General features: G+C 35.6%; 19 protein-coding genes. All 19 read left to right on the top strand.

The features are described 5' to 3' along the window. Window positions 1–4 precede the first annotated feature (4 nt). Window positions 5–1,525: a coiled-coil domain-containing protein gene (locus G7035_RS19865; protein WP_147288171.1), complete on the top strand. Its 1,521-nt coding sequence runs from the start codon at window positions 5–7 to the stop codon at window positions 1,523–1,525. A gap of 18 nt (window positions 1,526–1,543) precedes the next feature. Beyond that, entirely contained in the window at window positions 1,544–2,050 is a 507-nt protein-coding gene (locus tag G7035_RS19860) for a hypothetical protein (RefSeq protein WP_019687744.1), read from the top strand. Window positions 2,051–2,079: 29 nt separating this feature from the next. Then, a complete protein-coding gene (locus G7035_RS19855) occupies window positions 2,080–3,189 on the top strand; it encodes a hypothetical protein (protein WP_019687745.1) in 1,110 nt (369 codons plus the stop codon). Window positions 3,190–3,251: 62 nt separating this feature from the next. Then, entirely contained in the window at window positions 3,252–3,938 is a 687-nt protein-coding gene (locus G7035_RS19850) for a hypothetical protein (RefSeq protein ID WP_019687746.1), read from the top strand. A 12-nt stretch (window positions 3,939–3,950) separates the two neighbouring features. Continuing rightward, window positions 3,951–4,376, top strand: coding sequence for a hypothetical protein (locus G7035_RS19845; RefSeq protein ID WP_019687747.1), 426 nt, complete (start codon window positions 3,951–3,953; stop codon window positions 4,374–4,376). A gap of 1 nt (window position 4,377) precedes the next feature. Continuing rightward, complete coding sequence (locus G7035_RS19840) at window positions 4,378–5,574, top strand: Ig-like domain-containing protein (RefSeq protein ID WP_019687748.1); 1,197 nt, start codon at window positions 4,378–4,380, stop codon at window positions 5,572–5,574. An 11-nt stretch (window positions 5,575–5,585) separates the two neighbouring features. Next, window positions 5,586–6,095 (top strand): hypothetical protein, encoded by a 510-nt coding sequence (locus tag G7035_RS19835; protein WP_019687749.1) that lies wholly within the window; start codon window positions 5,586–5,588, stop codon window positions 6,093–6,095. A gap of 1 nt (window position 6,096) precedes the next feature. Then, entirely contained in the window at window positions 6,097–6,573 is a 477-nt protein-coding gene (locus G7035_RS19830) for a hypothetical protein (protein ID WP_019687750.1), read from the top strand. A gap of 8 nt (window positions 6,574–6,581) precedes the next feature. Continuing rightward, window positions 6,582–7,295 (top strand): hypothetical protein, encoded by a 714-nt coding sequence (locus G7035_RS19825; protein WP_019687751.1) that lies wholly within the window; start codon window positions 6,582–6,584, stop codon window positions 7,293–7,295. Window positions 7,296–7,313: 18 nt separating this feature from the next. After that, the gene (locus G7035_RS19820) at window positions 7,314–8,108 is read left to right on the top strand and encodes a hypothetical protein (protein ID WP_019687752.1); all 795 of its coding nucleotides are present in this window, start codon (window positions 7,314–7,316) and stop codon (window positions 8,106–8,108) included. A gap of 70 nt (window positions 8,109–8,178) precedes the next feature. Beyond that, the gene (locus G7035_RS19815; protein WP_080561181.1) at window positions 8,179–8,961 is read left to right on the top strand and encodes a glycosyltransferase family protein; all 783 of its coding nucleotides are present in this window, start codon (window positions 8,179–8,181) and stop codon (window positions 8,959–8,961) included. Beyond that, window positions 8,924–9,928, top strand: a complete 1,005-nt coding sequence (locus tag G7035_RS19810; RefSeq protein ID WP_019687754.1) for a glycosyltransferase family protein — start codon at window positions 8,924–8,926, stop codon at window positions 9,926–9,928. The genes G7035_RS19815 and G7035_RS19810 overlap by 38 nt, the downstream gene beginning before the upstream one ends. Next, window positions 9,921–10,892, top strand: coding sequence for a CgeB family protein (locus G7035_RS19805; RefSeq protein ID WP_019687755.1), 972 nt, complete (start codon window positions 9,921–9,923; stop codon window positions 10,890–10,892). The genes G7035_RS19810 and G7035_RS19805 overlap by 8 nt, the downstream gene beginning before the upstream one ends. A 15-nt stretch (window positions 10,893–10,907) precedes the next feature. Beyond that, window positions 10,908–11,435 carry a hypothetical protein gene (locus G7035_RS19800; RefSeq protein WP_019687756.1) on the top strand — a complete coding sequence of 176 codons (528 nt, stop codon included), beginning with the start codon at window positions 10,908–10,910 and terminating at the stop codon, window positions 11,433–11,435. Then, complete coding sequence (locus G7035_RS19795; RefSeq protein WP_230877796.1) at window positions 11,419–11,820, top strand: hypothetical protein; 402 nt, start codon at window positions 11,419–11,421, stop codon at window positions 11,818–11,820. The genes G7035_RS19800 and G7035_RS19795 overlap by 17 nt, the downstream gene beginning before the upstream one ends. A 39-nt stretch (window positions 11,821–11,859) precedes the next feature. Beyond that, window positions 11,860–12,180 (top strand): hypothetical protein, encoded by a 321-nt coding sequence (locus G7035_RS19790; RefSeq protein ID WP_019687758.1) that lies wholly within the window; start codon window positions 11,860–11,862, stop codon window positions 12,178–12,180. Between the two features lie 136 nt (window positions 12,181–12,316). After that, window positions 12,317–13,318 (top strand): tyrosine-type recombinase/integrase, encoded by a 1,002-nt coding sequence (locus tag G7035_RS19785; protein ID WP_019687759.1) that lies wholly within the window; start codon window positions 12,317–12,319, stop codon window positions 13,316–13,318. A 65-nt stretch (window positions 13,319–13,383) separates the two neighbouring features. Then, complete coding sequence (locus G7035_RS19780) at window positions 13,384–13,806, top strand: DUF1617 family protein (RefSeq protein WP_019687760.1); 423 nt, start codon at window positions 13,384–13,386, stop codon at window positions 13,804–13,806. A gap of 67 nt (window positions 13,807–13,873) precedes the next feature. Next, a complete protein-coding gene (locus G7035_RS19775) occupies window positions 13,874–21,238 on the top strand; it encodes a phage tail tape measure protein (protein WP_019687761.1) in 7,365 nt (2,454 codons plus the stop codon). Window positions 21,239–21,278 lie beyond the last annotated feature (40 nt).

Raw genomic sequence — 21,278 nt, 5'->3', positions numbered from 1 at the left:
GGAGGTGATAATTATAAAAAATAAGGATAAAAAAGCTACTCTTTTCGTCGAGAATTATGAAATCGAACCTCTTAACGATTCTAGATTTTCAAGACTTAGAATGTGGATATCTCATGATGGTGTAAACAACAATAAAAGTAACATCGATTTCGATGTTCTTAAAAATGCTGAATCATCTGTCGTTAATATTCCTATTTTGGCCCATATAGAAGGCGATGATTTTGGTGAGCATGAAATGGAATATAATGAAGACGAAGATAAAATTACATATATAGAAAAGCCCATCGGAGTAATTTCTGCCGTTAATAACAACTATCATTATGAAGAAATTGATGGGAGAAATTATGCAGTTGTAGATGGATACATATGGAATGTCTATGCACAAGATGAGATGAAAATCATCAACAACCAAGAAGAAACTAAGCTGTCAATCGAAATTGTAATTGATGAATCTGAGTACAACAAAGAGACAAAAATATTGAATATTAAATCATTTAGGTATACTGGCGTTACTTTATTGGGCAATAAATACGGCACTGGTATGATTAATGCTCACGCAAAAATTGAGCATTTTTCTTTGGATGATGATTTTACCAAAAAAATGAAAGAGTTAAATTCATTTCTACATCATTTTAATGATGTTAATAAACAAACAAAGGACAGTAAGGAGGATAATGTTCAATTGCAAAAAAACAAAAAAGAAATTGCAGCTCTTTTCAAATTGACTACTAACCAATTATACGAAGAGATTGACAATGCCCTTAGTAAACAAAAATACATAGGTACTAATTGGTATGGAGAGTCGGTAGAAAGATGCTCTTATTATCTTAGTGACTTTGATGAAAATTATATCTATCTTTGCGATGTCCAAGATGGATATAGGCACAAGAAAGCATCTTACAGTATGCAAGGAGATAATGTTGTAATTGATTTCGACACTCTTACGAGAATTAAATATTCTCCTGTAGATTGGGTAGATGGTGATGAAGCCGATGACGCGATCAACACCTTTAAGTCCACTATCGATTCAATTAGCAGCGAAGCAACAGAAGCCATAAACAAGGAAAAAAACGAAAAAGAAACACTGGTTGCTGAGTTTACCGAAAAAATCGCGGGTAAAGATGAAGCCATTCTTTCTTTGAATCAAACATTGACAGAAATTCAAGAGAAATTTACTGAAGTAGAGTCTCAAATTACAAATAAAGACGAGAAAATCATCGAGCTTCAAGAAGAAATTATAAAATTTAAAGAAGCTGAAGATGTAGAAAGAATCGATGAGCTATTTAATTCTTACCCTACTCTTCTTACCGAAGATGAAAAAGCTAAGTTTACAGAAAAGCGTTCTTCATTTGCTACTTTTTCTGAATTTGAAAAAGAAGTTAAATCTTACGTATGTGATCGTATTATCGAAACTACCAAATCGAAGAACTTTAACTTTATTTCAATGGGACTTCCAGATGATGGCGAACAAAATAAAGAAACACCTAAAACAGTTTGGGATAGACTTTCCCAACAAAACAATTAATAGGAGGAAATATATTTAATGAGTACAATTGTAAATCTTAATCTGATGGCTGGTACTAAAGTAGACAGCTTTATTCAGTCTGTTCAATTGCCTGAGGCGGTTGATAACGGTAGCTTAGTAGTTCTAAAGGGGGTGTTGGCTGGTAACCCAGAAGTTCGTATCGCTGCAACTCCAACTGATGTAGCGGCTCAAGAAGTACTGTTGGTTGCAAGCCCAGAGATTCCAGAGGTCAATGGCTTCCGAATTGACGTAAGTGACCCTGCTCTATTCACTAATAAAGCTAATACCCCTGCTCGTGCATTTCGCCTTAAAAATGGTGACACATTCACTATCACGGATGACGGCATCGATGGCGCAACAGTTGTGGATCAATACGTTATTCCACAGGATGGTAAATATAAAGGCATTGCTAGCGCAACCCTTGGAACAACTAAAGTAGCGCTGTTGGTTCTTGAAAAAACAACTATTTCCGTTGGGCGCTCTCGTGTTCCAGCAACTAAACTGCAAGTAATTAAAGAAGCCTAATACATAATAATCGGAGGAACTAATTTAGTATGAAAAACTATGGTAGCCTTAAGTTTTTTAATATGTCGCAAAATGAAAAAGATGTTGTACAAGCTGGTGTAGAAGCTTGGTACCACTATTGTTATCAAAACCGCAACAAAGATGGTCGTTTTAATAAGTATGCTCAATATGCGAATGATGGCGTAACCCTTGATGCAAAACAAGAACTGTTCACCAAAGGCTTGAAAAAAGAAGCTTACCGTCTAGCAGGCATTCCGTCTGATACCAATTTTACTGAAGGTATGATGGCTTCTAACCCTAATATCCAGTGGGCAACATTTGCTCTGGTAGCTCAAACTTTGGATATCGTAATCCCTGAAACAGTTTTGGATAGTTTTTACCAGTTCGCAGAAGTTAAAAATGTAAACTGGGGCGATCAACTGGTGTTTCACGTAGATAGTCCAGATTTGTTTGTCGTTAGTACTAAAGCTAATGGTCAACGAGGTAATCAACGGCAACGTTTGTTCGGAAAAGATGTAACACTTACTCCTCAACGCCGTACTGTAGAAATTTATGAAGAACTTTATCGTGTGCTTGCAGGAAAAACAAATTGGGGCGCATGGGTTGCACGTGTAGCTCAAGCAATTGAAACTGATATCACTACTCGCATTTACTCTTCGATTTATGACTCTTTTACTACTCTGGGCGCTAAATATAAAGAAAATGCTGCCTTTACTTCTACAGCTTTTAACAATCTGGTTCAACGTGTTTCTGCTGCAAACAATACGGACAAGAGTGTGGTATTCGGCACTAAAACTGCACTTGCTCGTATCTTGCCAGAGAATCAGTACCTTCAATTTGGTCTTGGACAAGAATTTAATAAGACCGGACATTTGGGTAACTTCCAAGGCACTGAGCTTTTTGAAATTGGTCAACGTTTGAAGCCAAATAGCGATGAATTTGCTATCGATGGTGACTTCGCTGTTGTACTCTCTTCTGGCTCTGATAAGCTAGTCAAAATTGGTTTTGAGGGTAACACAATTATTACTCAATCTAAACCTGAAGATAATGCAGATCAAACAATGGGATATTCTGTATCGCAGAATTATGATGTGCAGTTGATTACAGCAGCAGCTTATGGATTGTATAAATTCTCATAATTCCATTGGTCGGTAAGTACATTCTTATCGACCTTTTTATTAAATAATAGGGAGGCATATAGATGGCAGCACCAAAGAAAATGGAGATAGCTAATACTGAAAATACAAACAATGAATCTACTCAAAAAACAGTAAGAGAAATCGCATTAGAAGATCAAGTTGCTAAACTCACTTCTTTAGTTGAAGACTTACTGGAGAAAAATAAAAAAATTGAAACTTCTCATGAGGAAATCAAAACAGAAACTAAAAAAGTAAACTCTCTGTTCGAATCTGTTGAGGATAAATTAGATATTGATCCCCGTGAATACATTAGAGTTATTTCTTTAACTAATGGTGGGTTAAATCTAACAGGCACTACATCTACCATTAGATTCAATGATTTTGGCAGCTCTAAAACGATTACTTTCGAAGATGTGCGAGCAATTGTAGACAACCATACTAAGTTTGCTCATGAAGGGGCGTTCTTGATTCAAAGTGAAAAAGCGGTTAAAGCCTTGTATCTGGATGATGTTTACCAAAAATTTGTGAGTCGTGAAACAATTGATAATATTATCTCTCTTGATATTGATGAAATTGTTGATACATTAAATTCTGTTTCTCCAACGTTAAAAGAAAATATCATTGAAAGAATTGTGGTTGGCATTGCGGCTAATGATAGTAGATTCCAAGATAGATACAAAATAGACTCTATTGGTAAATTGATCAAACAAGATCTGTATGAACTGGCTAAAGTAAAGAATAGCGTGTAAAGGGGATTAATCATGACCCCATATTCAAAAATATTTGAGAGATTTCAAGGTAAAATTCAGGATTATACAATCGATGAAATGTTTCTAAATTCGATTGAAGATTATGAAGACTATCTTATGGGATTTCTTAAATCAGGCTTGGTTAAGTTCAGCTACTGTAAAAATGATCTGTCTGACAGAGACGAGGAAAACAGAAGCTTTACTGCCGATTTAACGGAGTTAGAACAAGAAATACTCTCACAGCTAATGCTTGGCGAATGGTTTGAAAAAGAGGTAAATAATATTCTTGATATGAGATTGGCGATTTCTTCATCTGACTGGAAAAGATATAGCGAATCTCAGAACTTTAAAGAAAAAGCTGTACTACGTGATAAGGCTATTGAACGTGCTGATTCGTTAATGATGCAATACTATTTGAAAAATATGAGCGTGAATTAGTATGAGTTACAAGGCATACAAGTCATATCTGTCTAACTGTAAAACAACTGTTAGAGACAGAAATATTGCCCACACAAAGCAAGTTATGAATTCAACTTTCTCGCAATCTCCTAGTTATTATCAAGTGAGTATCAATGGAGACGATAATCAAGAAGTTTGGATTACTGATGATGGAGATATTCGTGAACAAAAGAATATTGTTGCAATGAATCATCCGTTAAAAATGGGTGATTTGGTTGTATGGAAAGATAGGACTTGGCTATGTAATCATGTTGATGATATGGAATTATATCATCGTGGCGTGATTCTAATTTGTTACTCAACTCTTAAATGGTTAGACGATCAAGGAGAAATTAAAGAAGCTCCCTTCTCCTTTAAATCTGATACATCATCTAATTTTGGCATCCAAGAAGGAAGAATCCTGATGATGCCTAATGAAAGACGACAAATAACAATCCAAAAGAATAATGAGACTGAGAAAATAAAGAAAAATAGGCGTTTTATTATTGATGGTCGTGCTTGGAAAACCGTGGGGATCAATCGTCTAATTGATGGATTAATAAATTTGACATTAGAAGAGCAAGATTTAATCCCTGCTGACAATTTAGAACTTGAGATTGCCGATTACAATGGCAACATTGCTGACTACCAACTGAGGGTTTTGAATGTTAAGGACACTGTTGCTATAGAAGAAAATCAGACTCTTCAGTTGAACATTGAACTAACCAATAATTCAAAGGTAATGGAAGTTGATGATCAAATTACATACTCTGTCGCTGATGAAACAGTTTTAAGGGTCTCTCCAACTGGTTTAGTAACCCCTTTAAAAAAAGGAACAAGTAAAATAACCATTTCATTCAGAAATATTTCTCAAACTATTCAAGTTAATGTTACGTCCTCCACTACAAATAATTATTCAGCTCACATCACTGGCGACGACTTTATTAAATATAACATGACTAAATCCTTCACTTGTTCGTTTAAGGATAATGGGGTTGCTCGACAAGACAAAGCTTGTTTTTGGTTAACCGAGTCTGATGGTTCAACACCCACCACTTTAGCCAGTATAATCGAACAAGATGGACAAGCCTGTAAAATTAAAGCCAACAACAAGAAAGGCAGAGTTATTTTGCATGTCGAAAACTCTACCAGATTAGCTTATGCAACAAAAGAAATTGAAATAAAATCATTACTATAAGGAGTGTATCCATGCAAGCCATCATCCGTTTTGGAGAACTTAAGCTTGAGCAATTTATTCAAGGAGCTACAAATAATTGGCTTATTTTTTCTCCCCTCCCCTACTCTATGCAGCACTCATCTGGGATTGATAACTCTGTAATTATTAGTGCTACACCTACAATTGAAATCATTGATGCTGATCTAGACGTAGCTATTAATCCACAATATAAATATGCTTATTCGATTGCTACAGATAATAAACTTAAATTAGCATTTTCCAAGGAAACACACGCCGACAAAGGATCTGCACTTGAAGCTCTAAAATGCATTGCCCTTACATATGAACTTGGTAATCTACAACCTAATGGTAATTATTATAAGGTTAAGGTTCGTAATAGTCTTGGCGAGGAAATTCACCGAACTACTCCACTTACTCTGGATCAGGTAGATAAGGTCGTCGCTACATTTGATGATACAAGGGATATGAACACTAGTGGTTTTCTGGAATATGTACTGACCAGAGATTTTATTGTGAACTAACATGTCTCGATTTAGAGAATTAGGATCTCTCAGAACAAAAGTCTTAGAAAAGCTAATTAGCTCACAAGAATTATGTAAGGCTTTACAGTACGATAATAGCAACTATTTAAATCGAGAGACAATAGATGATCCATCTTCTCTATTGTTCAATAAAATATACCCCTACAATCATGTTCCTGAGTTATCTAGTGACGCTTCCTCGTATGTTACTTTTTCCTTTAAAGAATACAGACCGACAGATAATTTGAAATTCAAGTCTGCCCTGCTACACTTTCAAGTTTTGGTGCATAAAGATTTAATAAGAACCGATTATGAAAATCTGAGATACGACGATATTATTGCTGCCATTGATGAACTATTTAACGATGAACGAATCTTAGGAATTGGAAAATTAGAGTTTTACCGTATGGATGAGATGTTCGTAAATACAAATTATGTGGGTTACTACTTACAATACAAGTTATATGAATTTAAGTAGGTGGTCATTTGGATGAATTAGATATCCATTTCAAGTTACTTGGCGGTAGACCAATTTACATCGAGCAAGCTGGCTACCTAACAATCCCCTCTCTTGAAAAAATCGTTGATATAAACATGTCTCTGTATAATTCTTTCCTGGCATCTCTCCTTATAGATAAAACTATGATAAAAAGCGACTTAGACAATAATGTTACGAATTTTGATATCTTTTATGCAAACTGCTATCACAATGAAGAGTTTAAGGCTAATGCATTTGCAGCAATATACTTGTTTTTTAGTGAGAGTCCAACCCTAAAAGAATCGGAAAATAATGTTTATATTGAGATTGGTAAGGGGCAAATAAATCATAGTAATTTTAATATAATCCAAAAGATTATAAGGCTTGGTAATAATGTAGAGATACAGAATGAGCCTGAATTTAAACCTGCTAACTCACGTGCTAAGAAGATGATAGAGATGATTTTAAAGAATCGAGCCAAACAACCAAAAGTAAAAGAAAAAATTGACTTACATAGTATAGTTGCAGGTTTAGCTTGGAAAGACAACGGGTTAAGCCTTTTTGATTTGTATAAAATGAATATTTATCAAATCTACAACGGTCTGTATGTCAGTAACAATATCGATAACTATCACCACACAATAACAGCTCTTTATGCTGGAACACTTGATGGTAAGAGTATAAAGATGGCTGACATACATTGGGCAAACAAATTAAAATAAGAAAGATGTGTGATCATATTGACACCTAATACTTGGGCAATCCGTGAGGTTGCACTTGCTACGTTTTATGATAAGAAAACTGGTAAAGCAAAGATTCAACTCCAAAATCTTAAAACATCGGGAATTGAGAACACTGCAACCACTGTATATGCAATGGGTGGCCGTGGTAATAACCGTATTGTTGGTTTTTCTGGAGATCGTGGCGGTAAGGTATCGTTGCAAGACGCTATTTTTACAAACGAAGTTATTGCAATGATGACTGGTAATGATATTAAGAGTGGACAAGTTCCTATCAAATATCGCGATATTATTAAAGTAATTGACGATAAGGCAACATTGAAATACACTCCTGCTACTCCTGTTAATGGACTAAATAGTGTTTACACGCTCTCTGAGGATCAAGTTCATCTTGAAGAAATTACATTTGCGACTGGTACTCTTGGAGATAAGCAATACAAGATTGAAGGTAAAGAATTAACATTTAAAACAGGTGAGTTTACTAATGGCACAGAATTGGTTGCTTATTATACGACTCAAACAGGTGCTTCAGCAAAACAAATAACAGTTAGCTCTGATAAGTTCGCTGGTACATATGAATTGATTCTAGATTGCTTGATCCGGGATACAGTCACTAAACAAGATTTTGCGGCACAAATTCAAATTTTCGATGCCAAGATGGAAGATAACTGGAACCTTACTATGGCTGCCGAAGGAGACCCTTCTGTATTTGACATTCCAATTGAGATTTTGAAACCAGTAAATCGTAAAGAAACCTATATCATGACAATCTATGATGAAGATGAACTTGTATAATTAAAAACTAATTTTGAGTGGGTAGACAATCATGTCTAGCCACTCTTTATTTTAGGGAGGATGAAACTTTATTTGTACAGAAACTATTACAATAGCATCTCCAATTAGAAATAGAGCTTGGATACTTCCTTTATATCTTGAACACATCAGAAATATTGAATATCCCAAAAATAAAATTGAGTTACTGTTTGTTGTAAATGATTCTCAAGATGAGTCACTTAACATATTGACTGAATTCAAGAAAACTCATCACGAATATAAAAAAATACGAATTGAGAAATATAACCGCAATGTCCCAGAAGACAAACGAGATTTAAGCACTAGGAATAACTATGTATACACTCATTTGAGTATTTTAAAGAATTATGTCATGACCAAAGCCAGAACAGATAGATTGTTATTTGTCGACAGTGATATCCTTGTTCAACCTGATATTATTAATAATCTACTCAAATCAAACAAAGATATTATTTCAGGATTGATTTGGAACGGATATATAGCTAATATCGATAAGCCTTACCTTTATCCCAACATCATGAAGATAACTGAACAGGGATTGTACAAACACATCGTAAACAGTTATGTCAAAAAAGCCCCCTCTCTCTCCTCTTCATTTCTTATAAAAGTTGATCTTACAGGGGCAGTTATTATGTTAAGCCGTAAAGTCTACAAGTCAGTAAAATACGGATTTCATCCGCAAGGCGAGGATGCATACTTTTGTAAAATGGCTCAGGACAAAGGGTTTGAGCTTTTTTGTGATTTAAGTGTGTTTTCGAATCATATTATGAGTCCAGAATATTTAAGGGAGTTCTTAAATGAAACAAAAAATAATACTTTATCCACCCACCCTTAACTGGGATTTCCTCACGCAACGTCCTCAACAGATTGTTAAGCAATTTGCTCGAAGAGGTTGGACAGTGGTTTTCTGCAATAACACTCAATCAGACAAGCCGCCCGAAGAAGTAGAGCCTAATTTATTTGTCTATCACAGTTTCGAAGAAGTACTTAAATTAATTAAGCATAGAAGCATTAAAGTAGATATATTTTATTACACTTGGGCAAAATCGGCTCAATATGTCGAAGATATAAAAGCAAAGATTAATATTTATGATTCAGTTGATAGTTTTAGCGATTGGTATGAGTATGAAGATGATGCCATTAAGAAAGCCGACATTGTGTTAACGTCTAGTCAGTTTCTGTATGACCTTAGAAGCAAAAGCAGTGAAAGTACATATCTAGTCAGAAATGCTTGTCCAGAATCGTATATAAATAAACCCTCACAAATTCCTGAAGAATATAAAACATTAAATGGCCCAATTGCCCTCTTTTCAGGTGCTATTGGCTCTTGGGTAGATACTCGTCTGATTCGTAAAGTTGCAGAGAAATATACTACTGTACTTGTGGGACAAGAGTTTGGCAAGGAATGTCCATCAAATGTTATTAAATTGGGAACCAAGGATCACGACGACCTTTACAACTATTATGCTCATGCTGATGTATGTCTCCTTCCCTTCAATACGAAATTGGAAATCACACAAGCAGCATGTGCTATTAAAATGTTCGAACATATGGCTGCGGGTAAAATCACTGTAGCTACCAAATGGATGGAAACAGAGATTTATGATGAAGCTGTTCTAGTTGCTGATAATGACGATGAATTTTTAGCCCAAGTCGACAAAGCAATCGAACTTGGAAAAATGGATACCTATAAGGATATATGCCTTAAACACGCTAAAGAAAATACATGGGAGAAACGTTCTGAACAGATACTTAAAGCCATTAATGATTACTGTTTAAAGAGTGGTGTTATACTTGACTGAAAAATTGAAAGTGCTTTTTACAAATAATGCAGCGTTAATCAAGTATGGTATTGCGTCAGGCTTTAAAAACCTTGGATGTGACACTTATATTATGGATGGTAGATACCAACTGTGGGATAAGTCTAAGGAAATCCAGAGTGAGTTATTCAAAGAGGTAGTTGAAAATTATAAACCCGACATTGTATTCTCAGAATGCTTTGCGAACTTTGCTGAAGATATATTTGAACACACTAAAGAAAAAGGCATTTTCCATGCTTATTGGGCAATCGAAGATACTCCTCATGACCACTGGATAGGCGACTACTGGTCAGACTATGCTGATCACATCTTTACTACCACCGCCGAATGTTTACAAAATTACTGGAGCAAAGGGAAAAAAGCAGAGTTAATGCTATTTGGGTGTAACCCCTCCTTCCACAAGACAGTATCCGCTAAGGCAAGTTATGATATTTCACTAGTAGCTAATAACTACGAACGAAGATCTAAACAAACGAAAGGCTTTATTTTGCCCTTGGTTGAACAAGGATTTGATATATCTATTTACGGTAATGATTGGTGGATGGATGGAAACCGTGAAATAAATTTGGTGAGTCATCCTCATGTATATAAGGGATATAAGGCATATGAAGAACTCCCTCTACTCTACTCTTCTTCAAAAATTATCATTGGACAAAACTTAGACGATCATTCTATCACACAAACTTCAATGAGGCCGTTTGAAGCTATTGCAATTGGTGGAGGTGTATTTGTATCCCCTTGGACTAAAGCTCAAGAGTATCTATTCCATGACTTAATCTATCTCCCCAATACGACTGAAGAAATGATTCAAATGGTAAACGAAGTTCTTAATATGACGGACAGACAGCGAAAAATCAAAGCAAAAAAAGCACAAAGATTTGTATATAAATATCACAATTACGACATTAGAGCATCACAAGTTGTTGATGCTTATTTTTGTCGTTAAGGGAGAGTGTAATTATTGGCTAAGAAGTTAACAGCAACTGAACTCAATAAGTTAAAGACTAGTCTAAATAAAAAGAAAAATGAGTACATCAAAACTAATGATGGAGAAGAATACGAAGTTGCTGTAAGCGTTGAATTTCGCGACTCTCTAATCGAGAACGTTGCTATGTCTTATATTGGATACCTTCAAGAGTTACGTGAAACATCAAAAAATGATCAACTGGACAATGAATTGATTAAAGGGACATTGAAACTAGTTCCTGTTTTAGCATTTAGAGAGTTTACCAATATTCCCGTTCCAAAAAAGGCTACACTGAAAGAAATCATTGGGCTATCTGAATTGCTTGCAGATAAAGGTATTACAGAGGCGCTTTTGAGTAAGTTTCCTGCAGGTGAATATCAAAAGATTGTCAATAAGATTAAACAGGCTGCGAAAAGTGCTAAGGCAACCGTAGGAGAAATTATGTTAGCCAATGCTTTAAATCAGGATGGTGATGATAATGGATTTCAACAATCTGACGGATCTAATGAAACAACTGGATGAACAAATTGCTGAGACATTAAAGGTTGATGTAGGCAATACCGCAAAAGAAATAATGAAAGATAAGATTCAGGAAGAAGTGTATTCCGTATATTCCCCTACTGTTTATCAGCGACAAGGCGAACATGGTGGATTAACCGATGACGAAAACATCGAAGTAAGAATGATAGCTAAGGACACTGTATCTATCGAAAGTAAACGTATGGATGATGGTAGGAATGTGAGTGAAATTGTTGAGACGGGTCAAGGATACCAATATTCGTTTCCTTACGCTGGAGTAGCAAGACCATTCACCGAAGCAACTAGAGAAGAATTGGAGAATAGCGGCGTAGTCGAAGCTATTTTATATAAGGGATTACGTAAAAAAGGATTGGACGTACAGAAATAAAGTAAAACTAAAAAATATTAAACAATATAAGGAGAATATATGAAAATCAATAAACACATGATTGCATTTTTTATTTATGGTTTAAACACATTAATTGATAATGGGGAAAACATAAACAAAACTGATATGCTAAAACTTATAGAATCAAAAGATATTATTTCATACCTAAACAGAACTTTCAAATTAAAATATTGGGATTTTACAGTACTGATAAAATATGAAGACGACTTGTCTGATCGATTAATGGAATATTATCCTTACCTCAGTAACGATAGTTATAGTAAATTTGGTGTTGAAAACAATGGCTATATTATATTAAATTCTATTGCGACAGGTTTGCTATTGGATTTTAATGACTAAGAAATTAGGCCATGAATATAAATTCTTGGTTGTGATGTAATTTATGAAAATACATGGGAGTGTTTCTTAATGAATCCAAAACAACGTGATGAGTTCACCTAAATACTCATTAATAATACATAAGGATTTGATGTGAATGAGCAAAAAAGAAGTAAAAAAGAATACTTTGCGCGAACCAGCTAAAAAGCAAGCCGAAGTCACAGATGATATGTGGCAGCAAGTCAATGAAGATTATAGATTTAATGCTGAAGAGTTTGTTTCTGTGCAGGATCTTTCCCCTCAATCTCGCAAACAATACACGAGTGTAATTAGGCAGTTTGGCTGGTACATGGTTAACTCTATGAACAACAAGCCATTTTACAAAATTACAAAGAGAGACTTTCTTCGTTACCTAAGCTATATACGCGACAATAGAAAAATGTCCTCGTCAGCAATCAGTTTTAGAAAGTCTGTCATTTCAAGTTTTTGTAATCATATAGAAAACATCATCGCAGAAGAAGATGAAAACTATAAGAGCTTCCGAAATTTCACTCGTGGCCTCCCTTCTATCGCCAAGAATCGCGTTTATGAAAAAATTAAGGTTACTAAAGATGAATATGACATGATGATGAGCGTTTTAGAAGAAGACGAAAACTGGCTTGGAATGGCTTGGTTGGCTACCGCTTTTAGAGTTGGTGCTCGACGATCAGAGATCATTCAGTTTAAGACTGAAATATTGGATTATGAAGTGTCGGATGACAAAAATTATATTATGACCCACAATGTAAGAGGTAAAGGAAAATCAATCGACGGAAAGCCAATTCAATATATGATTCCATTAGACGTTATTCCCCATCTGAGAAAATGGGTTGATTCTCGTGGCTATGATAGCGAATATATTTTTACTACTAAATACGGAAATGAAATTAAAGCGATGTCTCCTGCTTGGGCAGATGACTTTTGTTCTAATACCCTCTCTGATATTTTAGAGCGTAGGGTTAATGTTCATATTTTCAAAAATTCATGTATCACATATCTCCTTGAAAGTGGGAAAGATATTAAGATAGTCTCCAAGTTTGTGGCGCATCACAATGATATTTCCACTACCTCTATTTATGACCTGCGTGATTTTGAAGATGAGAAAAATAAGATTTTTTAATTAGCTTGACCCAGTAAAACTATCCTTTTATCACAATTACATATCTTAATTTAAAGGGAGTCAAAATGAAACTATACAAATTTGAACTTGAAAATTTTATAGCTTATCTAGATAAACTAAAAACAGACCGAACTGACACTAGACATAGAGTTAAATTTAAAGGTTTACTTACCGACCATTACACAGAACTTTTAAATGATGCAAATGATATCAATCTTGATTATGTGATTAAAGATAAAGAAGGAAATCCCATTGTTGAAAACGGAAAATATACCTTCGAGAATGATAATGAACGGCTCTCTGAGTTAAACAAGCTTTATAATGAAGAAATTGTAATTGATGAAACAGATGAACGAAAAGCAATGCTCCTATCTGTTAAGGAATCGGTGATCAATCGTGGTCCAACCGAGTTTACTGGTACCGAAGGAGACTGGTATGTTCGCTTCTGTGAAATTGTAGAACAAATTGAATATAAGGATGAACAATAAGAAGAGATATTAAGTCTCTTCTTTTTTCTATTTTTCTAAAGTAAAAAAAGGAAGTGACTTAAACGTAATGGCAGATATGCGTATATTAATAAGTGCTGGCTTAAATGTAGGTAAATCAATTGGGGATGTAAATGCTTCAATTAAAGCGTTGAGCAAGCACCCTTCTCTTCAGAAGTTAGATTTAAAAATTAATGTAGACCAAAGTTTTGTAAAATCGATTCAAGGATTTGTTGATGCTACAAAGAAGCTTAATGTAGCAATGGAACAGCAAAATAGAGTTGTAAAAGAAACACAAGATGTGTACAAAAACTTAGATGGTACTGTTAAACAAGTTACTCAGCAAGTTTTAAAGAACGGTGAAGTAATTGAAAAGACAAAGACAGTTCATGATGCAAATAAAAAGGCTGTAAATGATGAATCTAAATCTCTACAAGATCAGATTCGTACGCTAAAACAACTAGAAAAAGAGCTTGAAGGTTATACACTAGCTAAAACAAGAGCTAATAAAAATAAGCTTGGTGAAACAAATAGTACTACAAATACATATAAGAATGACTCTGGGCAACAGATTTCCGTTAAACTGGATCAACAAGGAAACGTAAAAAACTATAGCGAGATTAATGAAATATTAAAGCAGCAACAAGCTGTACTTAAGTCGGCTGAAACTATGGATAGAGCACACTATGATGCATTAAAGTCCAACAAGCAACGCATTGAAGTTATGGATAAGTTGCACTATCAAGCATTACAAAGAAATAGAGAGATCGACAGACGTAACCAAGAGCAATCATTAAAAGCTGCTGAGTCATTGGATCGTGCTCACTATCAAGCTTTGAAGTCGAATAGTGAAAGACAAATTGCACAAGAAAAGCAACATGCCTTAGCTTTACAACAAAATGCTAAAAGAGATCAGCAATATGCTCAATCTGTGGCAAATACACAACAAAAGATTAATGATGCCAGAAGTAAATTTAGTGGTAACACTCAAGCTCAAAATAGTTTAGCTGAATTAGAAAATAGACTAAAAGGTATACGTAATATTGGTGATTTTAAGTCACCTCTAGGGAATTTAAATAACGATTTAAAAAGAACAGTACAAGGTTTTAATGAAGCCAGTAAAAGTTCTGAAACTTTCGGTAGTTCAATACAGGGCATACTTAAAAGTATGATCATGTGGTCGGCAGTTACCGCCGCGATCTATGCTCCAATCAACGCTTTTAAAGAGGGCATTCAGCATATCTACGAACTTGATAAAGCAATGACTGATCTCAAGAAAGTTACAGATGAAACAAATGAAATGTATCAACAAGTCATTTTGAACTCATCTAAAACAGCAAATGAAATTGGTGGCTTGACTCTAGATGTAATTAACTCCACTACTGAATGGGCTAGATTAGGTTACACAATCCAACAGGCGCAGCAATTAGCAAAGCAAACATTGGTTTATCAAAATGTAGGTGATATATCTAATGCCCAAGAAGCATCTAAGCAGCTTATTTCTTCTATAAAAGGCTTTGGCATTGAAGTAGACAACGAAGGCAAAAACATTCAACATGTCGTAGATGTTTATAATGAGGTTGGTAATAAATTTGCCATCTCCACCGAAGGGATTGGTCAAGCGGTACAAAGATCGGCATCCTCCCTCTCCTCTGCTGGTAATACAATAGAACAATCTGTAGCACTAATTACAGCAGCAAATAGTACAGTGCAAGATCCAGCTAAAGTAGGTAATGCACTCAAAACACTGTCAATGCGTTTGCGTGGTGTGGGAGAAGATGGAGAAGCAATTGATGGACTCGTTCCCAAGCTTGAGAAAAAGTTTCAATCGCTTGGATTAACCTTAAAAAAAGATGATAAAACTTTTAAGAGTACATATGAAATATTCGATGACTTATCAAAGATTTGGAAGAATCTTAGCGATATTCAACAAGCAGATGTTCTAGAATTAGTAGCTGGTAAAATGCAAGGTAATATTGCTGCTTCCATGATTAGTAACTGGAAAGATGCTCAAGCTTCTTTAGAAGCAGGTATTAACTCATTCGGCTCGGCTTCTAAGGAAAATGAAACCTATCTAGCATCATTAGAAGGAAGAATTCATACCTTTACCAATGCAGTCAGTGCCTTTTGGGAGCACTCAATTAGTGCCAGTTTCCTAAAGGGTGTTGTTGATATAGGAACTACTCTTATTAACGTATTAGGTAAAGTATCTAGCACAATTGGGTTTCTCCCTACAGTTGTAGGAGCTGCTACACTAGCCTTTATGCTTTTTTCAAAAACTGGGCTTACTCCACTTTACACACTCTTGACTACTATTCCTTTGAAATTAAACCTGTTTAAACTTGAATTGCGATCCCTTATAGCTACTAATGGACTCGCCTCTGCTTCACTTAAAATACTCGGTACCTCCTTTGCTGCCTTGGGTAGAACTATTGCACCATTAGCCATTATTACTGGAGTTACTTGGGCTTTGACAGAACTGTTTTCTTGGATTTCAAAATCCAACGAAGCCGCCAGAGAAGCTAGGACAATTAACTATGACACTGTAAACTCTTATAGAGAGCAAAAAAAGTCTATAGAAGATTTGTCTCAGGAAATGAATACACTCCAAGAAGCTGAAAGCAATCAAACAATTAACACTGATCAGAAAAAGAGATTGTTAGAAATTCAAGTAATGCTGGTTGAACAGTATGGTGTTGCTGCTAACAAGATTAATGCCGAAGGTAAAGCCTATACTGATTCAGTTGAGGCTATAAATGCACGTACCGAAGCATTACAAAAGCAGATTGAAGCGGAAAATTCACTTAATCGCTCTAAATTGGCTGGTCAAGACAATGAAAGCACAACAAAAATAAAAGATAGTAAAGATGAAGTTGAAGAGTACCAAAAGAAAATAGATCAAACCAAGAAACAAATAGAGTTATTAAAGAAAGATATGGAATCAGGAAAGCTATCACCTGATACAAAAATAAATACATCTGATATTTTGAAAAGATATGGTGATTTAGCTACCTCTGATTCTATTTTTGGAAAAGATTTAGATCAACTCCAGTATTCTGCTAAAGGATTGTTAGAGCAATATAATCGGACTGACGCTGAATTACAAGGAAAAATGTCTGAGTCGAATGGTAAATTACATGAAGCATTAAGCGAACGAGTAAAAGTTCTTCAAGATTCTACGACTCAATACATATTCGAGCTGACTGACAAAGGTAAAACGGTTTCTGATTCACAACGCGCTTTTGTTCAAGAGATGGTTAAATCTATAGCTGGTAACTCTTCTAGTCTTACTGACCAAGAAAAACAAATACGCCAAGTAGTTGATAGTCTCAACAACAGTAATATTGAAAGTTTAATTCAAAAATATCAAAAACTAAGCGATGCGTTTAAACTTGACCCTTCAACTCAAAATAATAATGAGATATTGAAAGTCCGCAACGATATTTCTGAGCTATTGGAAACCATAACTAAAGGGGTTCCAATGTTTGGAGACTATAAAGAATCTGTAATGGCAATGTTTCCGGCGTTTAGTATGGCTGATGTTGCTGCCCAACAATTCGCTAAAACTTCTGGACAAATTGAGTCATTACAAAAATCTCTCCAATCAGCATATAAGGACACTACCTCGGAGATTAAAGATTTAAACAAGGTAATGGCAGATATCAGCAAAGGTAACGCCTTAAATGCAGATCAAGTAGCTGAGTTAATTATTAAGTACCCTTCTCTTGCTGGGCACATCAAAAAAGTTGCTGACGGTTGGACAATTGAAGAATCAGCGATTCAAGCTTTACAGAAAGCAAAGATAACTGAAACCAAATACACTTTAGAACAAGAGAAGACAAAGACTACTCAACTCCTTCAAGCCACATTAAATCGATTAAAGATTTATGATATCGAAGTCAATGCCTTAGATCAGATAGCAAATAAGCAGAAGGCCATAGATGAGCTGAATTCCAAAAAGATTCCAACGTCTGATGGAATGAATGTAAAAGCTCCAAGTATTCTGCCGGGTTTGAATCCCATTATGGATAACTATCTCCCAAAACTAGCTCAAGAACATAATAAATTAATCGATGACACCAAGAGTCAAGTTGAAACGGTTTCTGATTTGTATAAGCAGCTAAATGATTTAGGGAAATTGTTTGACGATCCGAATTATGGTGTTAGCACAGAATCAAAAAAGAAGAACGACCAATACAATGATTCTATGTCTCAGACGAATGAGATTTTAACTGAAACTCAGAAGAAGTTAAAGGCTGTTGAAGCAGCTCAAGATGCTTTAAACAGTAAGAAGAGTCGATTAAAAAAAGGTTCTGAGGAATACGGTAAAGCTCTTAAAGAGGAAATTAAACTCCTTGAAAAGCAAGCTGCATTGCTAACCGAAGGTATTAAAGATCCATCTAAGTTAGTGTCTACGAAAGTTACCACTACTACAAAAGGTGGAACTGGTTTAGATTCAATGATTTCCGAAGCCTTGTCCTTGTCTTCGTCCAAAACGTTCAAATATAGCCAAGCCGCCAAATCGAATGTTAGTTATGACCAGTTTACGGCAACTGCTGTATCCGACTGCTCTTTGTTCGTACAACAGATGTTTAAGGAATTCCTTGATATTAAGCTTCCCCGAACTACGCAAGAGCAAGTAAAACAAGGTCAAGCTGTAACCAATAAAAAGGATTTGCAAAAGGGCGATCTGGTATTCTTTAACACTGTCAAAGGTAAAGCTAATTCACATGTTGGTGTGTATATGGGTGACGGAAACTTTATGCAGATGGGCAATTCTGGCTTAAAGCAAGGGAGCCTGAACGACAAGTATTGGGCAGATAAATACAGTGGTGCTAGACGTATTCCCGGTGCTAATGCTATTCCAGAAATTCAACCTCCCTCCACTTCTACATCAACAAAAGTAACTGGCAAAAATGCTGACTTGATTAATAAATATGCTGGAGCGAATGGTGTAGATCCTGCATTAATCAAAGCTATTATCCAACAGGAGTCTTCCAATGGTGCCAATGGTATTAAAAACGTCATGCAAGTTAGCAGCCTTGGTAAAAACACTAGCGTTGAAAGCAGTATTAAAACTGGTACCTCAATGTTTGCAAAATATCTCAATCAAACGGGCAACGTTGAAATTGCTTTGGCTATGTATAATATGGGGCCAGGAATATTGGATTATTTCAATAAAAATGGTGGATACAGCGTTGAGAATATGAAAAAATTCTCTGCTCTGCAAAAGAGCAAGACGGGAAGCAAGGTTTATGGTGACGTAAATTATGTTGGCAACGTATTGAGATACTATGATGGCGACACTTCTTCAGTTTCAGGTGGGAAATCTAAAAATAAATACACCCTCCCTTCTGCTTCTGATATGGATAAAGCTCAAGCTGATGCACGTGGACAAAGAACAACTACATACGACAACATTTATAAAGCACGAATTGATTACATTGATAACTATGTAACAATCGGTCAGAACAAGATAGATGCTTTAGATGCGGAAATAGCGAAGTCGCAAGGTAGACAAGCAAAATATGATCAAGTATCGAAAAACTGGAGAAAAGAAGAATCTGCTCAAATTAAGTCGCTGACAGCGCAGCAAAAGGAATTGGTTTCTCAGAATATTAATCTTGATAATCTAGTTAAGCTAAACAAAATTACGTCTGGTGAATTCGATAAACAAAAAGCATCCAACAGTACAAAGTGGTGGGAGCTTGAGCAGCAGAAACAAGAAAAATACTATGCTGTCATTGTGAGTAATCTCGATGAATACGAGAAAAAGATCGATGCTGCTGCTGATAAGATATCGCTGTCCAAGGCTCGTATGGAATCGTTGGACGAAAACTCAAAGGCATATCAACAAGAGCTTATAACTCAGATTGGGTTGATAAATGAGCAACGTGTAGCTACAGAGAAAGAGATTTTAGCTGTAGAGAGACAATTGAAAAATGAAAAGTTGAATTTACAGAATAAAGAGGAATTGTCTAAACGTCTTCAAGATCTAACGTTGAAGAACCTTGAGTATAACAATGCTATCTACTCTATCAAATCTGCGGCTGCTGATAAGATTATTGAAGCATACAAAAAACAGATTGAGAAACAGAAGGATTTAGCTTTAAAGGCTATCGATAAACAAAAAGAAGCTGAAGATAAGAGACATGAAGCTCGATTAAAAAATCTCGAAGAAGAGTCTGATCGATTTGAAGAGATTATTAAACGCCAGCTTCAGGAGTTAGATCGAACAAGCGAATCTGATGACTATGACAAGGAACTCAAAAAGAAACTAGATGAGCGCCAAAAGATACAGGATAAAATTAATGAGCTTGCTCTTAATAATTCCTATGAAGCTAAGGCTAAAAGGAAAGATTTAACCGATCAACTAGATGCAAAGAATGAAGAGATCGATAAGTTTAAACTTGACCGTGAGCGTGAATTACGTAAAGAAGGCTTGAATGACCAGTTAGAAGACCGCAAAAAGTACCTTGATAAAACCAAAGATGCTGAAGATCGAACTCATGACGCAATTACAGATAACATCGATAGAGAAAAAGAACTTACTGAGCAGAAGTATGATGACATTCTTGAAGACGAACAACGATTCTATAGAATGAAGCAAGACCTCATGTCCAATGACAAGACTAAGGTGAAATCTGTAATTGACGAATTAAAAGGCGAGTATTCGAAGTTCTTCACTTTCCTCCAAGAACAATCATTAGAAACAAGCAAGCAAATGCAGAACATGTTAGATAGTCTTTCTATGGATCAGGGTAAGTTGGACGATTTCTTGAACTTAGATAGTGGAATCGGCAATAACACGGGCATTGGAACTGGCGATGGAAACGGAAATGGTTCAAGTAATGGCAGCAATAAGGAAAAAGAAAAAGGAGATTGGCAAAAATACCTTTCCAACAAGCAAAAGGCTGAAAATATTTCTAAACAAGTCGTTCAGTTACAACGTGAAAAGAAACCAGACACTAATAAAATTAAAAGTCTTCAAGCACAATTTCAGTCTCTTAAAGCGGACAATGATGCAATGCGCTCAAAATGGGGGTTTCCAGATGGAAGCTACGACTATCTGGTTAAACAGAAAGTGTTTAGTGCTGATACAGGAGGTATGACCCCTACTTTCTCTGGAGGTAAATTTCTGTTAGCTCATGAAAAGGAATTGGTTCTTAATAAGAGCGATACGGGAAATTTGTTGAAAATCATTGATGTAACACGTGGCATTGTTGATTCAGTTAAGAGTACTTTCAACCCCAATATTGTTAAAAACAATAATACGTCTACTGCTTCTAATGTTAACAGTTTTCATTTTGAAAAGGTTGAAATTCATGCAAATGATAAGGAGTCAGGATCGACTATCTTAACCAAATTAATTGATGCCGCTAAAGCACAATCAAAGAGAGGCGTTCTAGGAAATAATTATGGCTTCAATCTATAATCGGTGGGGATCACCTCTCCCCCACCACTATTCTAAAGAG

The organism is Paenibacillus polymyxa (genome assembly GCF_015710975.1).
Lineage (GTDB): Bacteria > Bacillota > Bacilli > Paenibacillales > Paenibacillaceae > Paenibacillus > Paenibacillus polymyxa.
This window is presented reverse-complemented; position numbering and strand designations above follow the sequence as displayed.

Bases quoted from the DNA above. Each gene is read 5' to 3' on its own strand.
- G7035_RS19860 (WP_019687744.1), top strand. From the start codon at position 1,544: ATGAGTACAATTGTAAATCTTAATCTGATGGCTGGTACTAAAGTAGAC.
- G7035_RS19855 (WP_019687745.1), top strand. From the start codon at position 2,080: ATGAAAAACTATGGTAGCCTTAAGTTTTTTAATATGTCGCAAAATGAA.
- G7035_RS19850 (WP_019687746.1), top strand. From the start codon at position 3,252: ATGGCAGCACCAAAGAAAATGGAGATAGCTAATACTGAAAATACAAAC.
- G7035_RS19845 (WP_019687747.1), top strand. From the start codon at position 3,951: ATGACCCCATATTCAAAAATATTTGAGAGATTTCAAGGTAAAATTCAG.
- G7035_RS19840 (WP_019687748.1), top strand. From the start codon at position 4,378: ATGAGTTACAAGGCATACAAGTCATATCTGTCTAACTGTAAAACAACT.
- G7035_RS19835 (WP_019687749.1), top strand. From the start codon at position 5,586: ATGCAAGCCATCATCCGTTTTGGAGAACTTAAGCTTGAGCAATTTATT.
- G7035_RS19830 (WP_019687750.1), top strand. From the start codon at position 6,097: ATGTCTCGATTTAGAGAATTAGGATCTCTCAGAACAAAAGTCTTAGAA.
- G7035_RS19810 (WP_019687754.1), top strand. From the start codon at position 8,924: ATGAAACAAAAAATAATACTTTATCCACCCACCCTTAACTGGGATTTC.
- G7035_RS19795 (WP_230877796.1), top strand. From the start codon at position 11,419: ATGAAACAACTGGATGAACAAATTGCTGAGACATTAAAGGTTGATGTA.
- G7035_RS19790 (WP_019687758.1), top strand. From the start codon at position 11,860: ATGAAAATCAATAAACACATGATTGCATTTTTTATTTATGGTTTAAAC.
- G7035_RS19785 (WP_019687759.1), top strand. From the start codon at position 12,317: ATGAGCAAAAAAGAAGTAAAAAAGAATACTTTGCGCGAACCAGCTAAA.
- G7035_RS19780 (WP_019687760.1), top strand. From the start codon at position 13,384: ATGAAACTATACAAATTTGAACTTGAAAATTTTATAGCTTATCTAGAT.
- G7035_RS19775 (WP_019687761.1), top strand. From the start codon at position 13,874: ATGGCAGATATGCGTATATTAATAAGTGCTGGCTTAAATGTAGGTAAA.